Annotated in this window: 19 protein-coding genes and 1 pseudogene; 6 read left to right on the forward strand and 14 right to left on the reverse strand. The window is 43.1% G+C overall.

Annotated elements, in window-relative coordinates:
- Nucleotides 1–379: 379 nt before the first annotated feature.
- Both EV207_RS12370 and shc read right to left on the reverse strand, forming a co-directional pair.
- Complete coding sequence (locus EV207_RS12370; protein WP_132746466.1) at nt 380–862, reverse strand: YkvA family protein; 483 nt, start codon at nt 860–862, stop codon at nt 380–382.
- A 156-nt stretch (nt 863–1018) separates the two neighbouring features.
- Nucleotides 1019–2905 carry a squalene--hopene cyclase gene (gene shc / locus EV207_RS12375; RefSeq protein ID WP_132746467.1) on the reverse strand — a complete coding sequence of 629 codons (1887 nt, stop codon included), beginning with the start codon at nt 2903–2905 and terminating at the stop codon, nt 1019–1021.
- Nucleotides 2906–3015: 110 nt separating this feature from the next.
- Between shc and EV207_RS12380 the strand changes: the two genes are divergently transcribed.
- Nucleotides 3016–4155 carry a DUF2515 domain-containing protein gene (locus EV207_RS12380; protein ID WP_132746468.1) on the forward strand — a complete coding sequence of 380 codons (1140 nt, stop codon included), beginning with the start codon at nt 3016–3018 and terminating at the stop codon, nt 4153–4155.
- On the forward strand, nt 4061–4531 hold the full coding sequence (locus tag EV207_RS23910; RefSeq protein WP_424511369.1) for a CBO0543 family protein: 471 nt from the start codon (nt 4061–4063) through the stop codon (nt 4529–4531). Before EV207_RS12380 ends, EV207_RS23910 begins: the two co-directional genes overlap by 95 nt.
- 606 nt (nt 4532–5137) lie before the next feature.
- Here the strand turns inward: EV207_RS23910 and EV207_RS12385 are convergent.
- Entirely contained in the window at nt 5138–5380 is a 243-nt protein-coding gene (locus tag EV207_RS12385) for a hypothetical protein (RefSeq protein WP_132746469.1), read from the reverse strand.
- A 201-nt stretch (nt 5381–5581) separates the two neighbouring features.
- Here EV207_RS12385 and EV207_RS12390 point away from each other — a divergent pair, with 201 nt between their 5' ends.
- The 4 genes from EV207_RS12390 to EV207_RS12405 all read left to right on the forward strand — a co-directional run bounded on the left by EV207_RS12390 (nt 5582) and on the right by EV207_RS12405 (nt 9952).
- Complete coding sequence (locus EV207_RS12390) at nt 5582–6880, forward strand: helix-turn-helix domain-containing protein (RefSeq protein WP_132746470.1); 1299 nt, start codon at nt 5582–5584, stop codon at nt 6878–6880.
- Nucleotides 6881–7099: 219 nt separating this feature from the next.
- On the forward strand, nt 7100–8287 hold the full coding sequence (locus tag EV207_RS12395; RefSeq protein WP_132746471.1) for a M20 family metallopeptidase: 1188 nt from the start codon (nt 7100–7102) through the stop codon (nt 8285–8287).
- Nucleotide 8288: 1 nt separating this feature from the next.
- A complete protein-coding gene (locus EV207_RS12400; protein ID WP_132746472.1) occupies nt 8289–8489 on the forward strand; it encodes a DUF3311 domain-containing protein in 201 nt (66 codons plus the stop codon).
- Entirely contained in the window at nt 8486–9952 is a 1467-nt protein-coding gene (locus tag EV207_RS12405; protein ID WP_132746473.1) for a sodium:solute symporter family protein, read from the forward strand. The genes EV207_RS12400 and EV207_RS12405 overlap by 4 nt, the downstream gene beginning before the upstream one ends.
- Nucleotides 9953–10433: 481 nt before the next feature.
- On the opposite strand, the gene EV207_RS12410 is transcribed toward EV207_RS12405, so the two are convergent.
- From EV207_RS12410 to xylA, 11 genes and pseudogenes are all read right to left on the reverse strand, one after another.
- Entirely contained in the window at nt 10434–12011 is a 1578-nt protein-coding gene (locus EV207_RS12410) for a BCCT family transporter (RefSeq protein ID WP_132746474.1), read from the reverse strand.
- Between the two features lie 19 nt (nt 12012–12030).
- Entirely contained in the window at nt 12031–12774 is a 744-nt protein-coding gene (locus EV207_RS12415; RefSeq protein ID WP_132746475.1) for an IclR family transcriptional regulator, read from the reverse strand.
- 22 nt (nt 12775–12796) lie between these two features.
- The gene (locus tag EV207_RS12420; protein WP_132746476.1) at nt 12797–14260 is read right to left on the reverse strand and encodes an aldehyde dehydrogenase family protein; all 1464 of its coding nucleotides are present in this window, start codon (nt 14258–14260) and stop codon (nt 12797–12799) included.
- A 21-nt stretch (nt 14261–14281) separates the two neighbouring features.
- Nucleotides 14282–15028, reverse strand: coding sequence for a hypothetical protein (locus tag EV207_RS12425; protein WP_132746477.1), 747 nt, complete (start codon nt 15026–15028; stop codon nt 14282–14284).
- Entirely contained in the window at nt 15000–16025 is a 1026-nt protein-coding gene (locus EV207_RS12430; protein WP_132746478.1) for a membrane dipeptidase, read from the reverse strand. Before EV207_RS12430 ends, EV207_RS12425 begins: the two co-directional genes overlap by 29 nt.
- Entirely contained in the window at nt 16015–17730 is a 1716-nt protein-coding gene (locus tag EV207_RS12435; RefSeq protein ID WP_132746479.1) for a hypothetical protein, read from the reverse strand. Before EV207_RS12435 ends, EV207_RS12430 begins: the two co-directional genes overlap by 11 nt.
- Before the next feature lie 325 nt (nt 17731–18055).
- Nucleotides 18056–18193: pseudogene (locus EV207_RS23480) on the reverse strand (AAA family ATPase); the annotation flags it as partial.
- Nucleotides 18194–18357: 164 nt separating this feature from the next.
- Nucleotides 18358–19842, reverse strand: coding sequence for a Na+/H+ antiporter NhaC (gene nhaC / locus EV207_RS12445; RefSeq protein ID WP_132746480.1), 1485 nt, complete (start codon nt 19840–19842; stop codon nt 18358–18360).
- A gap of 14 nt (nt 19843–19856) precedes the next feature.
- Nucleotides 19857–21035 (reverse strand): MalY/PatB family protein, encoded by a 1179-nt coding sequence (locus tag EV207_RS12450; protein ID WP_132746481.1) that lies wholly within the window; start codon nt 21033–21035, stop codon nt 19857–19859.
- The gene (xylB, locus tag EV207_RS12455; RefSeq protein ID WP_132746482.1) at nt 21032–22531 is read right to left on the reverse strand and encodes a xylulokinase; all 1500 of its coding nucleotides are present in this window, start codon (nt 22529–22531) and stop codon (nt 21032–21034) included. Before xylB ends, EV207_RS12450 begins: the two co-directional genes overlap by 4 nt.
- A gap of 34 nt (nt 22532–22565) precedes the next feature.
- On the reverse strand, nt 22566–23888 hold the full coding sequence (gene xylA, locus EV207_RS12460; protein ID WP_132746483.1) for a xylose isomerase: 1323 nt from the start codon (nt 23886–23888) through the stop codon (nt 22566–22568).
- Between the last annotated feature and the right edge of the window lie 47 nt (nt 23889–23935).

The raw sequence follows: 23935 nt of genomic DNA on the forward strand, positions 1-23935 counted from the left end.
CTTTCATCTCACCTATGAACGACCTCAAACACGATTTTTTACCGACTTCGGGCTTTCATCTCACCTATGAACGACCTCAAACACGATTTTTTACCGACTTCGGGCTTTCATCTCACCTATGAACGACCTCAAACACGATTTTTTACCGGCTTTGGGCTTTCATCGACCTTATGAACGACCTCGAGACCGGATTTTTACCAACTTCGGGCTTTCATCACCGCTATGAACGACCTCAAATACGATTTTTTACCGACTTCGGGCGTTCATACCTCTTATGAAGGCAGTTTCTCCCGCTCATTTATCAATTTCGGGTCTTCATCATCCTACAAACGACCTTTCCTCCACTCACGTCAGCATGATAGACTGGCGGTCCACATTCTTATTCATCTTTATCTGTATGACCCTCGCCCTTTGATTCATCAGCGTCAAAAAAGGCTTCGGCTTTTTCCTGATGCTGATCGGTAACGTTGCTGCTGATCGCTTTAAGCGCAGCAATGATAATGGCGGCATCATCCGTCAATCCCGCACCCAAAATAGCGTCGGGTATGGCATCCGTGGGAAGGATAAAATAGGCTAATGCCGCAAATGCAATGCCTTTTGCCTTAAGCGGCGTTTTGGAATCAACCGCACAATAATACATGGACACTGCATCTTTGGTAAATGGCACTTTGCCAGCAAACCTTTTCATTTTTTTCCAAAAGTCTTGTTTTACTATTTCCTCATTTTGCTGATTTCCCAAATCATCATCTTGAAGTTTGGCTTGTTTTTTGTAACTTTTTATTTTGCTCCAAAAGTCCTTTTTGCCGTTTTCTTGATCCAACCCATGGAGATCAACGTTATCAGGCCCACCCTTATGTGACATACCCCTATCACCCCTTTCATTTCTTTATATCATCGCATAGCCCAGACGATAAGCCAATTTTCAATCACCCATACAAAACTCAAGTTCCAATTTCCGCTATAACACCAACCGTTCTTACTTTCTAAGTATCAGCTCAGACAGTACTTGTCACTCATGCTATTCATCACCGACCAAATTTTTATAATGGGCTAAGGCGAGGAATGGAAAAACGTACTCGTAGCTGTGATAATTGAGGTAGAAGGCCCCTGCCATGCCCCTCCCTTTCGGATAAGACGTCGTCCATTCTTCTTCCTTTCCATCCACTAAAAATGTGACACCTTGTTCGATCTCGGGCGTGGCTTCAGCTTCAGCGGTGATGAGTGTATCAAGGGCCCATGCTGTATGTGTGCGGGTGCTTGCCCCCAGTGGGACATAACGATTTTCGATATCACTCGTACAGGATTCACCCCAGCCCCCATCCGGATTCTGGATGCTGCACAGCCAGGTTAGAGCCTTTTTGATGGCAGGATGTTCTGAAGGGATGCCAACCGCAATCAATCCTGTTACGGCCGCCCATGTTCCATAAATATAGACGCCCCATCTGCCCAGCCAGGAACCGTTTTTTTGCTGGTGTCGCAAAAGCCATCGAACCCCGCGTTTGATCATGGGATCCTGGTGGTCCAAATTAGTGTCATTCCCGAAGAACTCCAATGTCCGTCCCGTTAAATCATCCGTTGACGGATCAATCAGCAGGTCTTTTCCGCCTTCAACCGGGAGCAAGTTCAATAGTTTCTTGTTGACGTTTTTTTCGAATGCTGCCCACCCTCCGTCACTGTTTTGCATGGCAACGAGCCAGTCGACTCCCCGGTCCCAGGCCTTTCGATATTCGTCCTGCTCAATGGCCAATGTTCGAATCGCTCTTAGCGCGGCAGTTGTGTCGTCAATATCAGGATGAATCGTATTCATATCCGCAAAGCCCCAGCACCCAGGCGCCAGATTCGGTGCATGAATGGCCCAATCGCCGTATTTGTCATGTTGACGGGAATGGATATATTGGTTCGCCTTCTTGACAGCGTTCGATGTATGGGGAAGTCCGGCTTCTTGCAAAGCGTAACTGATTAACGTCGTATTCCAAACCGAGGCCGTCGTATACTGACAGTGAAGGTTTCCATCAATCCGGCATGTCATCGCCTTTAATCCCTGCACAGCATGGGTGATCAACGGATCTGTTTTCAAATAACCTCTTGCCATTAAGGCAAAAATCATGAGAAAAGTCGAACTAAAATAATTGTTAAAGGTGCCATCCGGTTCGACCCGGTCGGTCATATATTGTTCGGCGCGATGCAATGCGGCCAGATGAAGGGTTTCGGGAAGATCTTTAAGAGCCTGGATCGATCGACGAATCAGGCTAAGAAGCGAGCGGACATCTCCTTGATCTTCCCTAAAAAAGGGTTCCCTCGAAAAACGGTCTTCCCGTTTTTGAAACAAGTGTGACAGGTCTGGCGATCGATCCGTTTTTTTGCTGAACCCGGAATCGGCGAGAATAAGAACCGGAACAATGTTCGCTCTGCCGTACGCGGAAAGATCAAAAAGGTTGATCGGAAAGGAATCCGGCAGAAGCACCATCTCAATTGGGATGGGGAAATACGGCCACTCGTATTGCCCAGTCATAGCCAACATGATTTTTGTAAACATATGAACTTGCCTAATCCCTCCATTAGCCAAGATAAATCGTTTGGCTGCCTCGATAGCTCCGGCATGCTGATCCTGATAACCCGAATAGAGGAGAGCATAGTACGCTTCCGCCGTTGCTGTCAGATTGCCTTTCTTTTCATCATAATACAACTTCCATGAGCCATCTTGCTGTTGGTTATGAATAATACCCGCTACTAGCTCTTTTATGAAATCCTCATCATTTATTTCCAATGTCCGCAATAAGATAATCATATAACTATCTGTTGAGATACCGGTCTCAAAGGGGTAAGACCATGATCCGTCATCTAATTGGTCACTCATAAATTGATTGGCGATTCGGTCGATTTCGGCATCTACCCGATGCTTCATGTTACCAATCCTCCCCTAGTGAAATTTACCTTTGTATTCATATTCTTTGGGCAATATGACTATGCATTCCTTTGGAGAAAAAGACGCGACCGGCCGGGCAAATCGAAAGGATGAGGTTATTTTTGCTGGACCTTTGGGTTAAAAAAGAATTAAAAAAAAAGATGAAAAAGAAACCGCCGGAAAACCCTTCACCACAGTTATCGGGTTACGAAAAACAGCTTATTCATGTCATTAAGGAACAAACCGAAAAATATAACAAAAATAATGTCACACGGACACAGGCATATTATAATTTTTACCTTCAGCACCCTGAAATCCATTGGGCCCTTCTCGGACATATGGTATCGCGGAACGGCGGCTGGAATATGACAGATTTAAAAGGTGAACTGTTGACAAGGCTTCTTCCGGAAAAAGACCAGAATGCTTTTTTTTCATTTTTGGAACGTGGAAACTGGTTAATTTTCCAGGATGTGTTTCCTCAGTTTTTAATTTATGACCTAAGTGTCAAAGCAAAAGCAGACATGTTCCATCTATTCCCTTCTTTCCACATCTCTACCTTTATGGAAACGATGTGGCGGTATTTTTGGAAAAAAGGAGACTGCTATACCCTCGCGATTGCCACTGTAATCAATGAGCAAAGTTATTTGGAAAAAAGAGTGATCCAGAATGCTTATTTTAAAAAAACTGTGACCGGAACCGTTGGCTTTAAACTCTATGATTTCCTTCGCTTTAACAATATTCTGTTTCCATACTGCACAGATCAAAAAGGACAAAAGACGGAGTTGGTCGGCGATACACTCAGGCATTTTACATCACTTCACGAACGGATTTTATTAGGAAAAAGATTATACGCTTTACTCTTTCAACGGCAAAACATGTTGCCGGGGGTTTTAAAGTGGACTCGTGAGCATCCGCATACGGGGTCCCGGAAAGATTATTGGCCCCATTTGTTTAACGATGTCAACGGATCCGCCCCCCGCGCCCTTTATAAACGCCGAATTAAGAATTGTAAATTGAGAAAAGGTGCCAACCGGCTGTATAGTCCGAAGCTGAGATACGCGTGGAAGAATATACCTCATGAGGAAGCGGAAGTCGGGGACTGGTTTGAGGATTATCATATTATTGAGTATTTAAATCATAAGGAAGTCGATGTGGATGGAAAAGTTTGCAGGGAATATTGCAGAACACTTGAAAAAATTGAACTTACGGTTATGGCAAAAGAAGCCGTCTCGTTACGGGAAGAGGAATAACCACCGAATCGCCGTGCTTATAACGGCTCTTTTTGCTGCATTAATCGGGACGTATCTCGACCTCATCTTTGCCGGCAAACAAATGTATGCCTTTCCAAAGCGGCCCTTTCCCGATATTTTTACAGTCAATATTGCTTTTACCTTAATTATATTGCCGATTTGTATTGTCATTTTCTTGGAAATCGCAAAAAACCTTCGCACACTGCAAACAATCGTATTGACCCTTTTTCTCGGGTTACTCGTGAGTGTTACCGAACACGCCTCGGAACAATCGGGTTTTTTTACCCATAGTCACGCCTGGCATCATGCTTATTCTTTTTTTGGATACATCTTATTTATGTTGTTGATCTACAGGATTTATCGGTGGTTTTTATAGATTAGAGATGAGGGCGGGGGGTGGGCAAAACCGGTCGTTAATTAAGCGTTTATTTAAAAATAGTTTTGCGGAGTTCCAGGCAGACATTACGTCTTCGAACGGGGTTCTGCGTCCTTTTGACCAATAACTGCGTCCTCCCCGGGGATTTCCGCGTCAGTTTTGCCAGACATTACGTCTTCAGACGGGGTTCTGCGTCCTTATGAGCGATAACTGCGTCCTCCCCGGGGATTTCTGCGTCGGTTTCGCCAGACATTGCGTCTTCGGACGGGGTTCTGCGTCCTTATGAGCGATAACTGCGTCCTCCTCGGGTATTTCTGCGTCGGTTTCGCCAGACATTGCGTCTTCGGACGGGGTTCTGCGTCCTTATGAGCGATAACTGCGTCCTCCTCGGGGATTTCTGCGTCGATCTCGCCAGACATTGCGTCTTCGGACGGGGTTCTGCGTCCTTATGAGCGATAACTGCGTCCTCCTCAAGGATTTCTGCGTCGATCTCGCCAGACATTGCGTCTTTGGACGGGGTTCTGCGTCTTCGGACGGGGTTCTGCGTCCTTTAGACCAATGACTGCGGCGTCCCCGGGGATTTCGCGTCGGTTTCGCCGGGCTCCTTTACAAACCCTGAGTTTGACTGCTAGGTACACCATCATCATCCTGAATTGGTGTATCAATAACATCGTTATCTATCATGTTGTTAAAAACCCCAGTATTTAAACTTACGCCATAAAGCCACCCGTTTGCGTAATTGAATTTCCCATGGGCGGACCATCCCACTTGATTGTTTTCACCAAAGACTATAGAACAAGTCGTTGTCATATTTTTTGAATTAACTGCACCAAATGCAACATTTAACATAAAATCCCTCCGCATGTATCATTCCTTTATATAGCATATGCATAATACCATTCTCCTGTCTTTTAATTTGGTCCTTAGAAAAAAATTAAAACAAATCTTTGGTATGTTAATTTTAGAATATTAATATAACTTTTGGGTTTTATTGATATAATGTTTTTATGGTCGTTCGACACCATTGAATAAATTCTGAAGGTGACTCGTATGAATGTAAAAGTAGGTATTCTAGCTGCAGATGATTCTATGAACATCATACTTTCCGTCATGGCATCGTATCAAAATTTCGAATGCGTTCCCATCGTATATTGGATGGAAGATGATGTGATGGACTTAGTCAGGCAACATAATGATAAAGTGGATATGTGGCTTTTTTCCGGTCAAGTACCGTATGCCATTACAAAAAACAGCATGGAAACTGATAAGCCGTTATTTTATATTCCTCATATAGGGGCGAGTTTATATAAAACTTTGCTGCAAATTGCTTATAAAAAGCGGATACCGATTGAAAATTTAAGTTTCGACACGTTTCATCCTGACGAATTGAAGCGCTTGTTTACAGAAACAGGGCTTAACGTTGAGTCATTTTACCTAAAATCTTATAAAGGGCCAATCGATGCAACGGAACTCGCTTCCTATCATGAAGAATTGTTTAAGCAAGGGAAAACGAAGGCTGCCGTCACATGTTTGCGGTCAGCCCAGCTTGAATTAGAAAAAATCGGTGTGCCCGTTTACCGGGTCCTTCCCGCTTCTTCGACGATTGAATCCGTCGTAAGTATGATGGAAAAGACCGAGGAAATGCAACTCGTCCGGAAATCCCAAATAGCTGTCCAAATGCTCGAGCTAGACCCTTACAGCAATCTATCAAAAGGCAGTTTCTCAACAGATGATCTGCATAACGCCGAAATGAAAATATGGGATAAATTATATCGATATACCAAAGAAATTGAAGGATCCCTAAAACATGCCGGACCAGGGAGATATGTTATTTACACAACAAGGGGCGTTTTGCAGGATTTGACCAATCATTTCACAACGATCCCGAACCTCGAAGACCTGGAGGGCCCGATCAATAAAAAGGTGACTTGCGGAATAGGAATCGGCAAAACGGCTTACGAAGCGGAAATACATGCCGGGAACGCCCTGCTCCATGCACGTGAACAGAAAAAAGGAATCTGGATGGTTATGTTTGATGATAAAACCGTAAGAGGCCCGCTTGGGAAACAAGAACAGATTGAATTTGGCCTTCATTCGCAACGATTACAAGAAATTAGTGAAAAAACGTCTTTAAGTATCCCAACGTTAACCAAGCTTGATTCTATTGTAAAAAAATTGGGGAGAAATGAAATCAACGCGCACGAATTAGCCCAATATATGCAAATATTGCCGCGCAGTGCGAGAAGAATCCTAACAAAACTAGAGGAAAAGGGGCTTGCGGTTCTAAGCGGAGAGGAGACCTTATCACCAAGAGGAAGACCGAGAAAAATATACCGTATTCAACTTTAAAAGCGCCATCAATTTTTAAAAAGAGCAAAAGACCTTTTACGTTAACATGTTGCCCAAACAGGATTTTAACGGAAAGGTCCTTTTCAATTTCTTGATTCCCTTTTCCATTAGCAGCAGCCGCCCAATTTCCAGAAAATTAGTACTTTGCAAAATAACAAAATTAATTTATAATTTAGGTCATAACCTAAAATAGACCTTTATTAGGAGTGAGTTATAAAGATGATTTCTATTTCACTAGATGAGTGGATTGAGAGTGTAAAAGCAGACGTACTGAAGTGGCGCAGGCATTTACATCAACATCCCGAACTTTCCTTCCATGAAGAACAAACGGCTCAATTCGTTTATGAAACCCTACAATCGTTTGGCGGCCTGGAATTATCCCGTCCGACGAAGACAAGCGTCATGGCGCGTTTAATTGGTCCAAAGCCTGGAAAAACCTTGGCGATTCGCGCAGATATAGACGCCCTTCCGATTCAAGAAGAAAACGGCGCGGAATATATATCAAAAAAGCCTGGTGTGATGCATGCTTGCGGCCATGATGGTCATACGGCGGTTTTATTGGGAACGGCAAAGATTTTATCTCGCTTAAAGGACGACATTCAAGGCGAAATTCGCTTTTTATTTCAGCATGCAGAAGAGCTGTTTCCGGGCGGCGGCGAGGAAATGGTCCAAGCAGGTGTGATGGATGAGGTGGATATCGTTATTGGCGCACATCTTTGGTCACCACTCGAATTTGGAAAAATCGGTGTTGTGTACGGCCCCATGATGGCTTCTCCGGATACGTTCTGGTTAACGGTTAACGGAAAAGGAGGGCATGCCGCCCTGCCGCACCAAACCATTGACAGCATCGCAATCGGTGCCCAAATTATCACGAACTTGCAGCACATCGTTTCCCGAAATACGGATCCGCTTGAACAGCTTGTCGTGTCCGTCACGCAATTTATTGGGGGCACAACCCATAATGTTATTCCGGGTACTGTCGAGATCGGCGGTACGGTTCGCAGCTTCGATGCTTCCGTTCGGGAAAATGCTCCAAAATTAATTGAAAGAATCGCTAAAGGCATTACAGAGGCACACGGAGCTGATTATGAGCTGAAATATGAGTTCGGTTATCGACCGGTTATTAACGAAGAAACGTCAACTAAAATCATTGAGGAAACAGTTATTGAATTATTCGGTGAGGGTGCGCTCGAATTGATGAAGCCGAATATGGGCGGTGAAGACTTCTCTGCATTCCAGCAAAAGGCACCAAGCTGCTTCTTCTTTGTAGGAGCAGGGAATGCTGAAAAAGGATTGATATATCCACATCATCATCCTAAGTTTGATATTGATGAGGATGCACTTGAAAAAGGCGTAAAAATGTTTGTTCATGCTGCGTTAAAATTTTTAAATATGCGAGGTGGGTAAAATGAAGCTAATTTATATACTGGCAGCCTTGCCTTTTATCGGGATATTATTTGGGATCCAATTTGCTAATAAAGTCACGCCAATCATTTTTGGCATGCCGTTTATCCTTGCTTATATTGTCATGTGGGTTCTTTTGACCTCCGTAATAATGGCTATCGTGTACCGTTTGGACCCGACAAACAAGGATGGTGACACAGAATGAACGCATCTCTCATAATTATTTTTGGTGTCTTGCTGATTTGTATTGTTCTTGGTATTCTGGCTCAAAAAGGAAAAGATATGGACCTTGAGCAATGGACGGTTGGAGGCCGAGGATTCGGTACGATCTTTGTCTTTTTGTTAATGGCTGGGGAAATTTATACAACCTTTACGTTCCTTGGGGGAAGCGGCTGGGCTTACGGAAAAGGAGGCCCGACGTTTTATATTATTGGCTACGGATGTTTAGCTTATATTATGTCTTATTGGTTATTGCCTGCCATCTGGAAATATTCGAAAGAGCACAAACTTATGTCTCAATCGGACTTTTTTGTTACTAAATACGATAGCCCCATTCTCGGTGTTCTTGTATCATTAGTCGGTATTGTTGCCCTTATTCCATATCTTGTTCTACAGTTAAAAGGCTTGGGACTGATTGTATCCGAAGCTTCATATGGAACAATCCCGCAATCAGCAGCCATTTGGATCGCGGTTATTTCGATAACTGTGTATGTCATGATCTCAGGTATTCACGGTTCAGCATGGACTGCTGTATTAAAAGACACGGTCATTTTGGGTGTTGTGCTCTTCTTAGGAATTTATTTGCCAATACACTACTATGGCGGCTTCCATGAGATGTTTACACAAATCGAAGCTGCAAAACCTGGTTTTGCCGCACTTCCAAAAACTGGCCAAAGTGTTTCATGGTTCAGCTCAACCGTATTATTAACAGCGCTCGGATTCTACATGTGGCCACATACGTTCGCTTCGATGTATTCGGCGCAAAACGCAAAAGTATTTCGTAAGAATGCCATTGTTATGCCTTTATACCAGCTTGTACTGCTGTTTGTCTTCTTCGTTGGATTTGCAGCTATTTTGAAAGTCCCTGGATTGAAAGGTCCGGAATCTGACTTGGCGCTGCTAAGATTGTCTCTTAAAACGTTTGATCCATGGGTTGTCGGCGTAATAGGTGCAGCCGGATTGCTGACCGCAATTGTTCCAGGGTCCATGATCTTAATGTCAGCTTCCACACTGTTTGCAAGAAACGTTTATCAGGTGTTTGTACCGAGGGCAACAGATCAGCAAGTGTCGAAATTGGCTAAACTGTTGGTACCGGTTATTGCATTAGTATCCGTCTATTTTACCTTTAAAGGCGGAGACACGATTGTAACACTTCTATTAATGGGTTATAGTCTTGTCACGCAGCTGTTTCCAGCACTTTTGCTTAGTTTATTCAAAAATAATGTCGTCACAAAACAAGGTGCCTTTGCCGGTATCATCGCAGGTGTCGGAACAGTGGCATACATTACAATTACCCAGTCTACAATTGGCACGTTGTTCCCATCCCTGCCGCAAGTGATTAAAGATTTGAACGTCGGGATGATCGCGTTATTCATCAATTTTGTCGTCATGATTGTAGTAAGCCTTGTGACAAGCACAGCATCATCAAAGGTAAAAAGCAACGCTTGAGTTTTCCCAATTATCCAAAGTGTCGCTAGCGCGACTAATCTCGTGGCTGGGACAGAAGTTTTTTACTAATAGAAAAATCCGAACTCATTCAGACTCCTATCTGAATAGTTCGGATTTTTATTTATACATACAAAAACAATGAAGCGCTCCGTCAAAATACTTCGCTTTCCACGGGCACGGCCTCAGCCTCCTCAGAAAGCAAAAACCGCTTTCTTGCGGGGTCTTCGGACACGTGCTGTTCCCGTAGGAGTCTTTCGTATTTTGACTACGCTTCGCATTTGCAATTATACTTTTCAAATTTTAATGTTCGGCAAATGAATAAACTCTTTTAGTTTTGTCCCAGCCTCTTTTCATTTAAAAGTTCTGCTTTCTTTTAATCGTAACCAGGTTGTCCCTGTATGTATAATGGGACTTATTAAAGCCACAAAGCAACCACCCCCGGTCTTTTCTGAGGGTGGTCTTGTTTCCGCCCTTACAAAATTTAGTCCGTATAACTTTCAAATGTCTTCGATGAAGGGATTATATCAGAATAGTCAGACTGTTTTTTCTGCAATTGGCCGATCTCTTTGACAACCTTTGGGGCTGACCACAATGTTGTCAATAATAGCAGGGAAACCGGGACAGCGGTTACAACAATAAATGATTGCAGTGCATTGACACCTCCATCACCTATGACAATGAGAACGAGGGCAATGGCTCCCATAATCAGAGCCCAAAAAGCTTTTAAAATGGCTTGCGGTTCGGAAAGGCCGGTAACTGCCATCGAAATGGTAAACGCCATTGAATCGGTGGTTGTTGCCACAAAAAGAATGGTAACTAATAAAAAGCCGAATCCCATGATCAAAGGCAATGGGAGTTGATTTGTAATGGCTATCATTGCGGCAGGCATGCCACCATGTGTTAAAGGCTGAGAAATAGAGCCGGGATTTTTTAATTCGTAAAAGATCCCTGAGCCGCCAACAACCGTAAACCAAAAGTTTGTTAATATCGGAGCAATTATAGCTACCGCTAAGACAATCTCCCGAATGGTTCGCCCCCGGCTGATTCTGCTTATAAATACCGCCATCATGGGGCCATAGCCCATAAACCAGCCCCAAAAGAAGACAGTCCATAACCCAAGCCATTGATTATCACCGCGATATGTGCTGACCATCATGAAGTCCTGAAGGTACGTACCAAACGAAGCAACAAAGGAATTAATAATAAATTTCCCTGGTCCCAGCAGCAACACGGCTGCCAAAAGCACAACGGTCAATACTACATTCAGCCTGCTTAATAATTGAATCCCTTTGTTAATCCCAGTTACTGCTGATATACAAGAGACTAAGACAACGCCAATGATAATAACAGCTTGTGTTGCAAAATTATCGGGTATGCCAAACAGGGCGTTCATGCCGTATGCGACCTGAAGTCCGAGAAAACCAATCGGACCGATCGTTCCTGCTGCAACAGCAATGACGGATACGGCATCAACGAGGGTACCAAGCCAATTCTTTTGAATGCTTTCCCCAAAGAAAGGGTATAGAAGGGTTCTTGGTTTTAAAGGCTGGTTTTTATGATAATGACTATACATCAAAACAATGCTGCTTAACGTGCCAAGGACTGCCCAAGCCAAAAACCCCCAATGGAGAAAGCTTTCAGTCAAAGCTGGAGCAATGGCATGAACCGTCCCGGACTTTACGGAACTGAACATTGGCGGAACATGCACGAAATGATACATTGGCTCAGCTGCCGCCCAAAAAACGCCTCCCCCAGCAAGAAGTGTACACAAAATAATTGACAGCCATTTAAATGTGCTCATTTCCGGTTTATTTTTGTTGCCAAGTCGAATATTTCCATATTTTGAAAATGCGATAAAAAGGGCAATAAAGAAAATAAGCAGCATTAACACTTGCCAAAAGGCGCCAAAGTAGTTTACGGAGAAGCTAAAAGCGCTATTTACCAAACGAGACACAAATTGAATATTAGTAAGCGCCAAGATTAAAAAAAGGAGCAAAAATCCACCGCTAATCAAAAATGTCGGCCAATCAACAGTTTTTATTCCTGTTTTACCCTTCATAAGATTCACCCCTAAAACATTAGGATTCTAGCGTTTTTTTTATTTCATCAGTGGCATTTAGCAAGGCCGGGATAAAAGTTTGCATGCTTTTCTTATTCCACCTGAACATTGGACCGGAAATCGAAAGCGCCCCAATAATGTTATTGTTTGAGCCGTAGACCGGTGCGGAAAGCGCCCCCACTTCCGGCGTAATTTCTTCCTCATTCATCGCATAACCATTGTCCTTTGTGATCGCCAATTTTTTTATTACTTCTTTTTTTTGTTCAGAGTCTAGTCCGATCAAAATTTTATGTTGGATATCTTCGTCCTGAAAAGCAAGAATTGCCCGTCCGCTTGCTCCTATATGCAGCGGAAGCCGTTTGCCGACCCCAACCGCCCGTTTGATTTCTTGCCGGCTGACGTATTCTAAAGCGCAAACCCTCGTATTTCCCTCTTGAACGTAGAATCCAACAGTTTCTCCGGTTAGATTTCTTAACTTTAAAAGCCAGGGTTCAATAACAGCTGCAAATGGCAAGTCCGTTAAAATCCGGTTGGCATACTCTAGTATTTTCATACCAAGTGAATAGAGTTTACTTTGGGGGTCTTGGAAGACAAGACCCTCAATTTTTAATGTTGTCAGGTTTCTGTGGACAACGGCATTCGATAGATTTAATTGTTTGCTAATAGTGATGACAGACTGAGGCCCACTCGCCTCACTTAGGAAATTAAGGATTTTGATTGCCTTAAATACGGTTGCAGAAGTTTCGGACGTTGTTGTGTTCATTTTATCCCCACATTTCTTTTACTTAAATTTTGATATACCTCGTCTTCATTTTGGTAAAGAAATCTGTTCCTTCCGTTCCAAGTTCCTTATAAGTTTCGGTGCTCGAACTTTTGTACCCGCCAAATGGCGCTTGGTAGAAGGTGCCTGGTGTCGGCATATTTACTTTAACAAGACCTGCTTCGATTTCATCTAAAGCACGATTCATAGCACTTATGCTCTTTGTACAAATCGCCGCGGATAGACCGTATACGGTATCATTTGCGGCATCAATCGCTTCATCTAGAGAATCGACTAGAATGATATTAATAACAGGACCGAAGACCTCCTCTTGACCAATCCTCATGCTGTTTGTCACATTAGTAAGGATTGCAGGTTCAACGAAAAATCCCTTTTGCAGACCCCGATCTTCAGGCACTTTCCCGCCCCACAGCAAATCGGCGCCTTCGTCGATAGCGGATTGAATAAGTTCTAGGGTGGATGACTGTTCATTCTTACTGACTTGCGGTCCCATAGTAATTCCTTCATCAAGTCCATATCCTAATTTGATTTGTTTTGCTTGATCAAGGATTTTGTTTTTAAAAGATTCATAGATCCCCTTATGGACAATAACTTTGCCTGTCGCCGTGCATGCTTGGCCTGTTTGTCCAAAAGCGCCTTTGATCGCAAGTGTTGCAGCCTCATCAACATCCGCATCATCCATAACGATCAATGGGTTTTTCCCGCCCATCTCTAGTTGAACGCGTTTCATTTTTTGACTGGCATTTTGATAGATCCGCTCACCAATAGCATTTGACCCTGTGAATGTGACGGCCTTAATTTTTTCGTGGTTTGTAAAATCATTGATTATTCTCCCTGAACATAGGACATGATTGACAACCCCTTCCGGCAAATTCACATCTTTTAAAATCTCCATAAATTTGTTAGCTGTCAACGGCGTTTCAGAAGATGTTTTTAACACCACCGTATTACCTGTTACCAAGGCAGGGGCTATTTTCCATGCTGGGATTGAAAGCGGAAAATTCCACGGTGTGATAATCAGACAAGCGCCTAATGGTTCTCTTCTTGTTTCGATTTTAACATTCGGAAGATCAGCAGGAATAATTTTATCAGTCAGCCGTCTGCCTTCCGCTGCAAAAAAGTCGATAATACCAGCTGCATAGTTCACTTCGCCTAATGCCTCCGGATACGTTTTTCCCATTTCATTGACAATCACCTTTGCCAATTCATCGTTTCGTTCCCTAATTTTCTCGGCGATTTGAATTAAATACTCCGATCTTTGCGGAGCGGTCAATTGCCGCCAGCTTGAAAAGGCATGGTCTGCCGCTTGAATTGCTTCCTCGACGTCTTCTTTTGTACCGTTATAGTGAATAGAAATGACATCCTGATTTGCCGGATTAAGATTTTTAATCATCTCTGTCCCTTCTGTGTCTCTCCATTCACCGTTAATAAAATTTTTGATTTCGGGGGTTTCTATCTTTGTAATCATGATTCTCCTCCTTCTAAATGTTTAGTTGCCTTCACCGGCTCCTTGCAGCCTTGACTGGTCAGAACTTTCAATCAAAACAACGGATGCGTAAGCTTTCAATCGCTGCCAAAGATCATCATTGATGGCTTTCCCGTTTTTTAGAGAATTCTCCATTTGCTGCTTTAAAAACTCAGCTTTTATAACTTCATAGCTGTATGGTTCAATAAAATCGGTAAATTCATCACATTTTTTGATTTGCTTTAAAAAGATCGGCTTCTCCAAATTTTTTATGCCTAAATAATCAAGTGCTGCCGTACAGAAGCCTTCATTTAAAGACAGCTTATATATTGAGGGAACTGCCTCCCCGCTGCGGATGACGCCAATGACTAAAGTTTTGTCCATCCGGTAACCCATACAGCATGATTTTCCTTTTAGGCCCAACAGCCTTAAGGAATGTAAAAGCAGATGTGATGCGCGCCCCTTCACAAATAACGTCTTTTTCTCTTTTAAAGCGATTTGCGCGAAATCCGACATAACAGTGACATAAATCACAGAACTGCAATGGTTCGCATTCAAAACGATGCATTCTTTGTCTTCACACCTTTTAATATTGGGTAGGTCCTCATCTTCTATAGTTGGCAAGTCACTTGAAAGAACCGATAAGCCATCTAGACCGCAAAATTCGGCCCAAGTACAAGCAGCAGCCCTGTCTTTCGTATTCCCGCCTAGCTTTCTGCCCTCAAGTATTTTTTCACAAAGGTCAAGCGTTTCCGGAAAGGACACCCTCATTTTTGTGCATCTCCTTTTTCTGCTGGAATCCTATCGTAAAAAACCTTTCCCAATTTCGTCCAAGAAAGTTGCTGACATCCTCTTCCGACAAGCCGCGCTTTAACAAAGCTTCGCTGATTGCCGGAAAGTCTGAAGGGTCTTGAAACCACCCCGGCCACTTTGGCCACCCTGGGTTTTCCGCCGACCCCGCACCATAATCGACCTGATGTGTCCAGCGCCCCATTCGCATCCACTGAAGAAAATCATTTGACATGTTAAACGTTAAATCCGTTCCTAATGCCACTTGGCTGCCGCCCATAAACTCCATTGTCGCCGCGGCCATATCACAGAATTCGTCCAGTGTTGTTTCAGCACCATTCATAAGATGAGGATAAATGCATAATCCCAAAACACCGCCATTATCCCTTAATTTCTGTAAGAGCTCCCGTGATTTATTTCGTTTTGTCGAATAGAACCAATTTGGATTTGCGTGAGTGATGGCGACCGGCCGGCTCGATGTTTCGATGGCATCCATTGATGTCTTTTCACCGACATGCGACAAATCAACGATCATCCCAACCCGGTTCATTTCTTCCACAACCAATTTGCCGTACCGCGATAATCCATTATCAAAAGCTTCATAACAGCTGCTTCCTATAAGGTTTTGGTTGTTGTATGTCAACTGCATAATTTTAATCCCCAAGTTATTAAAGACTTCAACTAATGTCAGTTCATCCTCCAACGGAGACGTATTTTGAGTGCCTAAAATAACACCGATCTTTCCTTCTTTCTTAGCCTTATACAGGTCATAGCCCGAGGTAACCTGCATCAGGGATTCATGGTGTTCATTAAAAAACCGCTGCCATTTTCCGATATTGCTCAGCGTCTCCCGGGCATTCTCCCACAGGCCGCAGCAAGCATGCACACAAGATATGTTGCCTTTTTTTAATTTCTCAATCAATGTATCATCCCAATTGCTTAGTAATAGCCCGTCAACAACGCTCATGTCATACACCATTTGCTTCACCCTTTTTTATTTGAGGTATCAGTGGAAAGGCCCAATGATCATCACATGTTTCTGTTAAATCTGAAATGAGCGGCGCCCCCTGATAAAGGGTAATCCGCACCCATTTATTGGATTTGGGATCAAACCGGTCAGCACCAAATAAAGATAGTTTGCATCTCATTAATTGAATCGGCAGCATTCCTTTATTCTGAAGATTGCCCCTTATTTCCGCGAATTCTAATCCTTCCAGCGATTGTATTCTTCTGACCGTGTTTCTGAATCTCGGATATTTTAGCAGGAACAGACTTACATAATTCTGTGTATCCGGATAATGAATAAGGGTATCGTAAAGGTTTTGTATATCCTCGGCTATATTCATCTCCATTTCATATGCCTCGCCCGGATCACTCCCTCTGATCCCGATTCTCGGCTCCTCTTTCTCTGCTGAACGGTACCAGAAATAATATTTTTCTTCTTTTTTAGTAAAATCAAACTGAAATACCCAAGAATACTGACTCTGAATGATTGTCATTAATCTTTGAACCGTCATGCCGGGTTCCAGCTCATATGATTCATCAACTGTTGTCTCTTCTCCTAAGCAATCAACTTGTTCAGGGAAAAGTTCGATTAATAGTGTGTTCAGGAATTCTTGACTTTCACTGTCTATCCTCGGCTCTACTAAGCTCGTAAACATATGCCATTTGATTCCGCCTTTATGATGTTCATACATCCTTGATAATTCTTGTTTTATAAATGCCAGTTCACCAGCAACCCCAAGCGGTTCAGCAAATAAAGCTGTATCGATCGCCGGATACTCCTTCAAATAATCAATGGCCGCGTTCAAGAAATGTTGAAGCTGGTTGACATCTCCTTCTGTCATCCAATTATTTTTTGCTCGGGCCAATGCGAGTTCCCTTAGGAGCAGCCAACGGTTAACCAATTTTGGGTGCTTGATTAAAAATGGCACCATCCCGAGCCCGGTTGCATTACCGATCCCGAGATACCTTTTTATTTCAGGTTCCAAGGAGACGGCATGACCGCTCGCGGCTGCAGCAATGTGTTCGACCAATTCAAAACTAAAATGCCTCAACAGATACGCTGCCAACATTTGCGCTCTAAAAGCACCATATAATGGATGGGTTTTGTTTAATTTCTTATAAGATGCGACACCAAATTTCCCGTTTCCGTAAAAAGCTGTTGTTCTTAGGATATAACCCACCTTTGCCAATTCTTTTGGATCCGGCTGCTCACCTGCAGATAAAGCGTTCACAATATAATTAAACATTCTCGTACTCTTATTAGCCCGCGACCAAACGATATCTTGTTCAGTTCCGCGGCCAAATTCTTGCTTTGGCAGCTCCGATTTTAGATGGTTATACTTTTGATGGGTCATCCTCCCTTCGATTAATGCAAATGTTATATCCCATTTTTCTGAAATAACCCGATCATTCCGCTCCGCCTCATCGATTTCATCCGAAAAGGCAATGAAAGTCAGCAGGCCTTGTTTTGTATCAATCTCATAAATAAAATGGCCATACCCGTTATCATCCAGCTGTTTGGCGCTATTTTTGATCACCCATTGTTCTCTCATCATTTTTCGCAGGAGGCTGCGGGAAAAGCTTATTCTTGTTTGACGGAAACTGCCTAATTGCTTGGGGTTCATGACAACCTCCGGAGAACGCATCAGCGTTTTTTCTTCTTCACTTAGGTTAAGCATCACGAATTCACCACACATTCCGATAATCGGATTTATAATTCCGTTTTTCATTTTATATTGCTATTATATTAGGATGTGAAAACGCTGTCAATGGGTTAATTGATAATTCCGAATCGTCTTGAATCAAAAATGACCAGAAAAAAACGGAGCGGTAGTATGTTAAAACAACACGATAATTTTTTGACTTCATAACACCAAGCCCTCAGGTAATAACCTGAGGGCTGCTTTTTGTCATTTGATACAACGCTCCTTAAAAGACAAACCAAATACCTTTTGGAACAATCCATTTATACCTCGCTTAGAGAGGTTGCTGGAATAAGCCTTTTTTAGACAAACGTAAATATTTCTCTAAAATGGAATGGGAATCATAATTTGAAAAGTTAAAGTTCAGGCTACCTCCCTTAGGGTTGAAGCCAAACTTAATGGCAATACCTTCTAGCAAAGTAGATTTCCCCATACCGTTATATAAGAATAAGTCGAAGTCAAATAAATTAAAGAAGATTATTTAGTCAGTAAAATACAATAGTCAAAAACTCCAATTAAGAATTCTCCAACCAAAGCACTTAATTTTAAAAAGCCAATTATCCTAGCTTAAGATAATTGGCTTTTTTGCATAGTTAAATATGTTCACGCACTTTCCTCCGCCCTTGCCTTCTCACTTTCTATCTCTATTATCATCTGGGCTTGTTCGTCATGATTTAGTTTAGCAATCCCAAACCCTGTGAAGCCCCAGATGGTGGCAAAGATAATCCCGGTCCAGCATAAGACGGCCCATGGCAGATAGTCTAACGTCGCGACGCCGAGTGTTCCAGCCATGTAGGCGCCGGCTGCGGTCCAAGGCAAGATCGGCTCTATAATGGATGCTGAATCTTCAATGGTACGCCCTAGATTTTTCGGGTGTAATCCCCTTTTGATATAAGCTGCCCGCAACATTTCACCTGGCATTAGGATAGAAATTTGACCATTGCTTGTTACGCCGATCATTGTTAGTCCAGTAATGATCGTTGTGACGATAAGGCTCCCTGTTGAATGGACAAATTCCAGCATTTTATTAATGATCAAATCCAGTGATTTTGTCACGGAAATCGTTCCAGCAAACGTGATGGCGCAAAAACAAATTAATAATGTTCCCATCATGGAATTCATGCCGCCGCGGTTTAATAATGTTGGAATATCCTCAATCACTTTGGAAGCGTCAAATCCCGGGATATGAACCATAGATAAATTAAAGCCATTTACCACTGAAGCAATGACATCGTGTAAGGTAAAGCCCTCGAATATTAAGCCGTTAGCCATCGCGAACAAGGAGGAAACCATCATGACGGGAATCGTCGGTTTCTTCAAAATTGACCCCAACAGTACAATAATAATAGGAACAACAAGGAGCAGGTTCCAATTAAAAATGGCGTCCAATGTCCCCATAATGGTTACGACCTTTTCCGGTATGGCTGCCCCATTGTTCGTGCCACTTAATCCGGTGATAAAAAATACGGTTCCTGCTACAAGAAAAGATGGAAATGTCGTATAAAGCAAATGGGCGATATGTTCATACAAGTTGACTCCAGTGGATAAGGCTGCAATATTCGTGGTATCGGATAACGGCGACAATTTATCACCGAAATAGGCTCCGGCAATAACCGCCCCGGCAACAGCCGCCAAGTTAGCATCCATTCCAGCAGCTACTCCCATAAATGCCACACCAATTGTACCTGCTGACCCCCACGAGGTCCCTGTGCAAAGTGAAACAACAGATGTTACCAGAAAGGCTGTTATTAATAAAAATTGCGGATTAATGATTTTCAAGCCATAATAAATCATCATTGGGATCGTCCCGCCAACCATCCAGGCACCAATCATAAACCCTACCATGATAAGAATGAGGATTGCAGGCATCGTTTTTGCTATTTTTTGCGAGACGGATTCCAAAATATCTTGATAAGAGTATCCTAGATAGATCGCTATAATTCCAGCAACAACGGCAGAAAAAATAATTAATGGTTCAGGGGGTAATTCAAAAAACACATAACCTAAGCATAATAATATCACCATCGTGATGATCGGTAATATTGCTAAAAACATTGTTGGCTGCTTGACTGTTTTCTGGGTTGACATGATGATGCCCCTCCTCATTTTATTTTATCGACATGATACACGTGTGCGATGCGCCGCAATCCCTCTTTTAATAGAACACGCGATGTCGCGACATTCACGCGGATAAATCCTTCATATGCTTTGCCAAATGAACTGCCAAAGCTCACATTGACCTTGGCCTCTTCTAAAATAAAATGTTTTAGATCGCTTTCATTAAAGCTCCAATTCCTGCAGTCTATCCACAATAAATAGGTGCCTTCAGGCTCAATGATGTTAAGGCCGGGCAACTGTTCTTTGAAAAATGACATTGCAAATGCAATATTTCCCCCGATGTAATCCCTTACATTTTCAAGCCACTCATCACACGCAGTATAAGCTGCTTCCAAGGCCGGAACCGCGAAGAATGTAGGATTATGAATCCCCGCTTGAATTAGCGTTTCTTTAAAATGTTGACGATAACGCTGATTGGGAATAATGATATTAGCAATTTCTAAGCTGGCTAAATTAAATGTTTTAGCCGGTGATGTGCAAATAATCGTCTGATCGGCAATCTGATGTGATAATTCAGCGATAAATGTATGGTGATGCCCCTCATGGATAAAGTCAGCATGAATATCATCAGAAACTATTAGAACGTTATACCGGACACATAGTTCACCAAGCCGCATCAACTCCTCCCTTGTCCAAACCCTTCCGGTCGGATTATGAGGAGAGCAAAGCAACAGTAGTTTTACCCCCTCTTTCATTTTTTCTTCTATATCTTCAAAATCGATCTCATAGTGATAATTTTTATAGATAAGAGGGCTTTCTACAAGTGTTCGATGATTTACTGTCACTGCATTGGTAATCGGCATATAGGATGGCGTAAACGTCAGCACGTTATCTCCCTTATCAGTAAAATTTTGAATAATTAATGAAACAGCTTGTACAATCCGCGGGCAAAAGACAATCCATTCTGTTTCAATAGGCCAATTGTATTTTCGCCCAAACCAATGTTGAACGGCATCATAATAAGGTTGGTAAAGTTCTGTATAACCATAAACACCATGACACGCCATGTTTGCCAACTTATCAATCAAGTTCTGCGGCGCACGTAAATCCATGTCGGCGACGGATAAAGGAATGACATCTTGTCCATATTCCAATGCCATGCCATCCCACTTCGCTGAATTTGTATGAAACCGGTTCACGGCCTCGTCAAAGTAAGCTTTCATCGCTCTTCACTCTTTCCTTCTATGGCTTGCATCTCATTAAAGACATCTTTTAAAGACACATACAGTTTCTGAAATAAAGGATACATGCGTGAATAGATGGCATGGTTGCTTTCCTTCGGTTCATATATAACGTCGGTTGAGTCCATCGTCCCGCATGCTTCTTGCACAGATTGATAAGCCCCGTCCCCAACCGCAGCCAGAATCGCTGCACCAATCGCCGGACCGCCTGGATCGTGCGCTGTTATCACCCGAACATTAAATAGATCGGCCAGGATTTGCATCCATAATGGGCTTTTCGTCCCGCCGCCGATCACCTTCACTTGGCTGAAAGGGATGTGTAATTGTTTCAATATGTCAACCGACTCAAATAATGCAAATATGACCCCTTCTAATACAGCTCTCGTCATGTCAGCCCTTGTGTGTAATGGACTTAGTCCTGCAAACGTCCCCCTAGCATTAGGATCGTTATGGGGTGTGCGCTCACCAGAAAGATATGGCAGAAAATACAGCCCTTTGCTTCCTGCTGGGGCACCTTCCGCTTCGGCCAGCAGCGCATCAAAATTACCATGCTGGACGTCTTCCACCCACCATTTCAATGAGGCGGCAGCCGATAACATGACGCCCATGATATGCCACTTCCCGCTCGCATCACAAAATGAGTGGAGGCGATTGCCCTTATCCACCGCATAGTGTTCTTGCGGTGAGAAAACGACACCTGATGTCCCGAGCGATACGAGGGTTGTGCCTTCATCGATAATCGCGCTCCCCACAGCGCCTGCAGCATTGTCTCCCGCTCCTGCCGCCACTTTCACACCCGTAGGCAACCCTGTTTCAACAGCAGCCTGTTCATTTACCGTACCGGCAATCTCGTATGACTCATGCACGGTTGGAAGCATGCTCTCGCTAATCCCTAGAACATCAAGCATTTCTTTTGACCAGGTACGTTCTTTCACATTGAAGTAGAGGGTTCCAGATGCATCCGAAACATCTGTAAAACAGGCTCCTGTTAATTTATAACCGATATAATCCTTAGGAAGCATAAAAAACTGCGCTCTTTCGGCAACTTCAGGTTTGTGTTTCTTCAGCCAAAGGATTTTCGGCGCCGTAAAGCCCGTCAGAGCCATGTTTCCAGTATACTTTGTTAAAAGATCGCGCCCGATCACCTCGTTTAAATACTCACATTCCTCGTCCGTCCGCTGATCGTTCCAAAGGATCGCTGGTGTTAAGACATCACCCTTTTTATCCACTACAACCAAACCATGCATCTGACCGCTGACACCAATCGCTTTTATATCAGCCGGTTCAATCCCTTCAGTCAGCTCCCGTAAACCTTCCGCAGTTGCCTGCCACCAATCTTCCGGATCCTGCTCACTCCATCCAGCTTGAGGGTGATGGATGGGATATTCCTTTGTCACTTGGCGTTCGGCCACACCAACCTTTTTCATAAAAATAAGCTTCACACCTGATGTCCCTAGATCAATGCCAATGTAACCCACGTTATCACCACCTGCCTGTGTCGATTCTTAAAATTTATTCTGCATAAGCTTTCAACAAATATTGATTCAACGTTGCCCTGATTCTTTCCAATTTGCCGGATTGATTTTTAATTTCAGTCAATCCTAGTGCATACTGCTCGAGCTTATGGAAGTCTGTTTTCCCTTCGACAATGTCTAAACCAATGCCTTCTGTATAGCTCTTATAACGGTCCTCCACGACATGATCCAGGACTTTATCCTCTACCAATTGATGGGCAGCTTTTAACCCAACCGCAAAGCTGTCCATCCCGGCGATATGGGCATCAACCAAATCTTCTGCCTCTAACGAACCCCTTCTTACTTTCGCATCGAAGTTCAAACCGCCTCGGCCTAAACCGCCGTTTTTGACAATTTCAACCATCGCGAGTGTTGCCGCGTATATATCTGTGGGAAATTCATCGGTATCCCAACCTAACAAAGGGTTGCCTTGGTTCGCATCGACCGAACCAAGCATATTGTGTATCCGGGCATAGTGAAGTTCATGTTCAAATGTGTGTCCTGCTAATGTGGCGTGGTTTGCCTCTATATTGAATTTAAAATCGTCTTGCAAACCGTAGTTTTGCAGAAAAGCATATCCTGTAGCAACATCAGCATCATATTGATGTGTTGTTGGCTCTTTTGGCTTTGGCTCAATAAGGAACTGAGCATCAAAACCGATTTCCTTCGCATAATCAACCGCCATATGGAAGAAACGGGCAAGGTTGTCCATTTCGAGTTTCATATCCGTGTTTAATAGTGTGTCGTAACCTTCACGGCCACCCCAAAAGACATAATTTTCAGCACCTAACTCTTTACCAATTTCCAGCCCTTTTTTCACTTTAGCTGCTGCGTAAGCGAACACATCTGCATTATTTGATGAGGCTGCCCCATGGACAAAGCGAGGATGTGTAAAGTTATTGACCGTATTCCAAAGCAATTTAGTTTTGCTGTCTTTCATATAATCTCTTATCATACTTACAATCGTATCTAAGTTTTGATAGGTTTCCTTTAAATTGCTGCCCTCAGGAGCAATATCGATATCATGGAAGCAGAAAAATGGAACACCCAATTTTTCAAATAACTCGAATGCTGCTTCCACACGGACTTTCGCCAAATCCATGCCTTTGTAGGCATTCCAAGGACGAATGGCAGTTCCCGCACCGAAAGGATCTGATAAATCTTCCGTAAATGTATGCCAGTAGGCGACACTAAAACGCAGCGTCTCTTCCATTGTTTTTCCGCCGATCTTCTCTTCGGGGTTGTAGAATTTAAAGGCATAAGGATTTGTCGATGCCGGACCTTCGTATTTAATTTTTTTGATATTCGGAAAATAGTTCATAATATTAAATCCTCCACCGATAAAATGATGTTACAAATAATAAATTT

This window comes from Scopulibacillus darangshiensis, from assembly GCF_004341035.1.
Taxonomy (GTDB): domain Bacteria; phylum Bacillota; class Bacilli; order Bacillales; family Sporolactobacillaceae; genus Scopulibacillus; species Scopulibacillus darangshiensis.